The following is a 3,556-nucleotide window of genomic DNA, read 5'->3' as shown; positions in this document are numbered from 1 at the left end:
CTGGTCGCGATAGACGATGTCCTGTTCCTCGACCAGCACCAGCCCGCGTCCGACTGGTAGGCGTGCTCCAGGGTCACGAAGACCAGCGGGCCCGAGCGGCCGGTCTTTTCGGCGATCTTCCGCAGGGCGGTGACGCGGGTCAGGGTTTCCCCCAGCCGTGGGGTGCGGTGGAAGCTCAACCGGCCCCCGGCCCACATGCGCCGGGCAGGGCGATGGGCGGCATGAACCCGCCCGGGCCGGATGGCCGTCCTCGCCCAGTTCGCCCGGCGGGCGCACATCCCAGAAGGCCAGCCAATGGTGCAGAAGCGGCAGGGGATCTCCCGCCGCGACCGGCGCCTGGCCCAGGGCCGCGCGCAGGGCGCTCGACCGCGCCGCGTCCAGCCGGTCGGACCGCGTCTCGGTGCGCCCGATCCAGCTGGACAGGGGGCGGCGTCCGGGGCGGCGGCGTGGGGCGGCATCAAAGGGTCCGATCGGTCTGTGGGCGTGACGGCTAGAAGCTCTTGGGCAGGCCCAGCACGTGGGTGGCGACGTGGCTGAGGATCAGGTTGGTCGAGATCGGGGCCACCTGATAGAGCCGCGTCTCGCGGAACTTGCGCTCGATGTCGTAGTCCTCGGCGAAGCCGAAGCCGCCATGCACCTGCAGGCAGGTGTCGGCCGCGAACCACGAGGCTTCCGAGGCCAGCATCTTGGCCATGTTGGCTTCGGTGCCGCAGGGCTGGCCGGCGTCGAACAGGGCGGCGGCGCGCTCGACCATCAGTTCGGCGGCGCTCATCTGCACCTGGGCGCGGGCGATCGGGAACTGGACGCCCTGGTTGACGCCGATCGCGCGACCGAACACCTCGCGCTCGCGGGCATAGGCGCTGGCCCGGTCGATGAAGAACTTGGCGTCGCCGATACATTCGGCGGCGATCAGGATGCGCTCGGCGTTCATGCCGTCGAGGATGTAGCGAAAGCCCGCGCCCTCGTCCCGATCAGGTTGGCCACCGGCACCCGCAGATCATCGAAGAACAGCTCGGTGGTGGCGTGGTTGAGCATGGTGCGGACTGGACGGATGGTCAGGCCCTTGCCCACCGACTCGCGCAGATCGACCAGCAGCACGCTCATCCCATCGCTCGGCTTGGCCGTCGCGTCGCGCGGCGTGGTGCGGCAGAGCAGGACCATCAGGTCGGAATGCTCGGCCCGGCTGATCCAGATCTTCTGGCCGCGCACCACATAGTGGTCGCCGTCGCGGCGGGCGAAGGTGGTGATGCGGGTGGTGTCGGTGCCGGCCCCCGGCTCGGTCACCCCGAAGGCCTGCAGGCGCAGGTCGCCGGCGGCGATCTTGGGCAGATAGTCGGCCTTCTGGGCCGGGCTGCCATGCTTGAGCAGGGTGCCCATGGTGTACATCTGGGCGTGGCAGGCGCCGCCGTTGCAGCCGCTGCGATGGATCTCCTCGAGCACCGCCGTGGCCGCGCCCAGGCCCAGGCCCGAACCGCCGAAGGCTTCCGGGATCAGCACCGACAGGAAGCCGGCCTCGGTGAGGGTGGCGACGAACTCGTGCGGATAGGCGCGGTCGCGATCCTTGGCCCGCCAGTATGCCCCCGGGAAGCCCGCGCACAGCTTGCGCACCGCCTCGCGGATCTCGGCAAAGGTCTCGGTCACGGCGGGCCTCCAGTTCTTTTTTACCGAGCAGCCCTAAACGACTGTCGCCCCGCGTCAAAGGCCGTTTGGGGCCTGCCTTTAGGTCAGCCTGAAGCACGCGAGCGGCTTAGCCTGGCGCGATGAACTGCTGTAAGCGGTAGGGCTCCGGCCGCGCGCCATCCGTTCCGTTCCGAGACCTCATGCCTCTCCCGCCGCCGCCGCCCGTTCCCGATGTCGAGATCGTCATTGTCCACCCGCCGCGCCTGGCGCCTCTGGGCGGCCAGGCGGCGTTCAGCGTCGTGCGCATCGGCCCCGAGGCCCTGGCCGGCGAGCCGCGGCTGGACGAGGCGCTGAAGCGCGCGCCGGGGGTGTCGCTGTTTCGCCGCACGGCCAGCGACGCGGCCAATCCCACCACCCAGGGCCTGTCCCTGAGGTCGATCGCGCCGTCGGGCGCGGGCCGGGCCCTGGTGACCCTGGAGGGCGAGCCGCAGAACGATCCGTTCGGCGGCTGGGTGATCTGGAGCGCCCTGCCGTCCGAGGGGCTGGAGGGCGCCATGATTGTGCGGGGCGCGGGCTCGGGTCCCTATGGCGCGGGCGCCCTGACCGGAGTGGTGGCCTTGCAGGAACACGCCGCCGTCGATGGCTTGGCCGTGGCCGAGCTGTCGGCCGGGGCGCGCGGCAGTTATCGCGGCGTGGCGGTGGCCGGAGCCCCGGGCCTGCTGGTCACGGCGGCGGCTTCGCGGACCGACGGCTATCTGGCGGTGCGCGGTTCGCAGCAGGGCGCGGCCGACACCCGGCTCAGCCTCGATGACGCCTCCCTGGCCGTGCGCCTGCAGCGCACCCTGGGGGCGGTGGAGACGGCGGCGCGGGTCTCGGCTTTCCAGGTTCACCAGCAGGCGGGACTGCGGGGCGCCCGCTCCAATGCGACGGGTCTGGCGATGAGCCTGACCCTGGCCCGGCCAGCGACCGAAGGGGTTGGCGGCTGGCGGCTGCAGGCCTGGGCGCGGCGCAGCGACCTGGAGAACAGTTCGGTGGCGGTCGCGGTGGGACGGGTCTCGACCACCCCGGCCAACGATCAGTACGACACCCCCGCCGTCGGCTACGGCGCCAATGCCGCCCTGCAGGGCCGGCGCGACGCCCTGGCCTGGGAGCTCGGCGCCGACCTGCGCCTGGCCGATGGGACCGAGCACGAACGCTTCCGCTATCTGGCCGGGGCCTTTACCCGTGACCGCGAGGCCGGGGGCAAGACCCTGGTGGCCGGGACCTATGCCGAGGCGGTCTGGGACCAGGGCCCCTGGCTGCTGACCGGCGGCGTGCGGGTCGATCGCTCTAGGGCCTATGACGCGGTGCGCCGCGAGCGCGACATCGCCACCGGAGCCCTGACCCTCGACCAGGTCTCGCCCGACCGCGCCGACACCACCCCGACCGGCCGGGTGGGCCTGCGCCGCGCGCTGAGTCCGGCGGTCCATCTGCGCGCCGCGGCCTATGCCGGCTTCCGGCCTCCGACCCTGAACGAGCTGCACCGTCCGTTCCGGGTGGGCAATGACATCACCGAGGCCAATCCGGCGCTCAAGCCCGAGACCCTGCAGGGGTTGGAGGCCGGCCTGGGCGGCGACGGGCCGGTGCGCTGGTCGGCGGCCCTGTTCTACAATCAGCTGCGCGACCCGATCACCAATGTGACGATCGGCATCGGCCCCGGGATCTTCCCGTCGGCGGGCTTCGTCCCGTCCGGCGGCGCCCTGCGCCAGCGCCGCAACACCGGCCGCATCGACGCCTGGGGGTTCGAGGGCGAGGCGGCCGGACGTCTGGGCGGCCCGGCGGGCCAGGCCATCGGCTGGCGGGCGGCCCTGGCCTATACCGACGCCACGGTCGAGGGCGGCGCGGCGGCGGCCCAGCTGACCGGCCTGCGCCCGGCCCAGACCCCGGAATGGACGGT

At 72.5% G+C, this 3,556-nt stretch carries 4 protein-coding genes; 1 reads left to right on the top strand and 3 read right to left on the bottom strand.

Annotated elements, in window-relative coordinates; translation table 11 throughout:
- From CSW58_RS14220 to CSW58_RS15520, 3 genes are all read right to left on the bottom strand, one after another.
- A partial coding sequence (locus tag CSW58_RS14220; protein WP_201721685.1) for a MaoC family dehydratase N-terminal domain-containing protein occupies positions 1-197 on the bottom strand: 197 nt, incomplete at its 3' end.
- Positions 198-490: 293 nt separating this feature from the next.
- Positions 491-931: an acyl-CoA dehydrogenase family protein gene (locus CSW58_RS15525; RefSeq protein WP_236627840.1), complete on the bottom strand. Its 441-nt coding sequence runs from the start codon at positions 929-931 to the stop codon at positions 491-493.
- A complete protein-coding gene (locus tag CSW58_RS15520) occupies positions 928-1,641 on the bottom strand; it encodes an acyl-CoA dehydrogenase family protein (RefSeq protein ID WP_236627839.1) in 714 nt (237 codons plus the stop codon). The genes CSW58_RS15525 and CSW58_RS15520 overlap by 4 nt, the downstream gene beginning before the upstream one ends.
- 179 nt (positions 1,642-1,820) lie before the next feature.
- On the opposite strand from CSW58_RS15520, the gene CSW58_RS13345 reads away from it, so the two are divergent.
- Positions 1,821-3,556 (top strand): TonB-dependent siderophore receptor (locus CSW58_RS13345; RefSeq protein ID WP_099447601.1); only part of this gene is annotated, 1,736 nt, incomplete at its 3' end.

Origin of the sequence: Caulobacter sp. B11 (assembly GCF_002737765.1) — a bacterium.
Lineage (GTDB): Bacteria > Pseudomonadota > Alphaproteobacteria > Caulobacterales > Caulobacteraceae > Caulobacter.
This window is presented reverse-complemented; position numbering and strand designations above follow the sequence as displayed.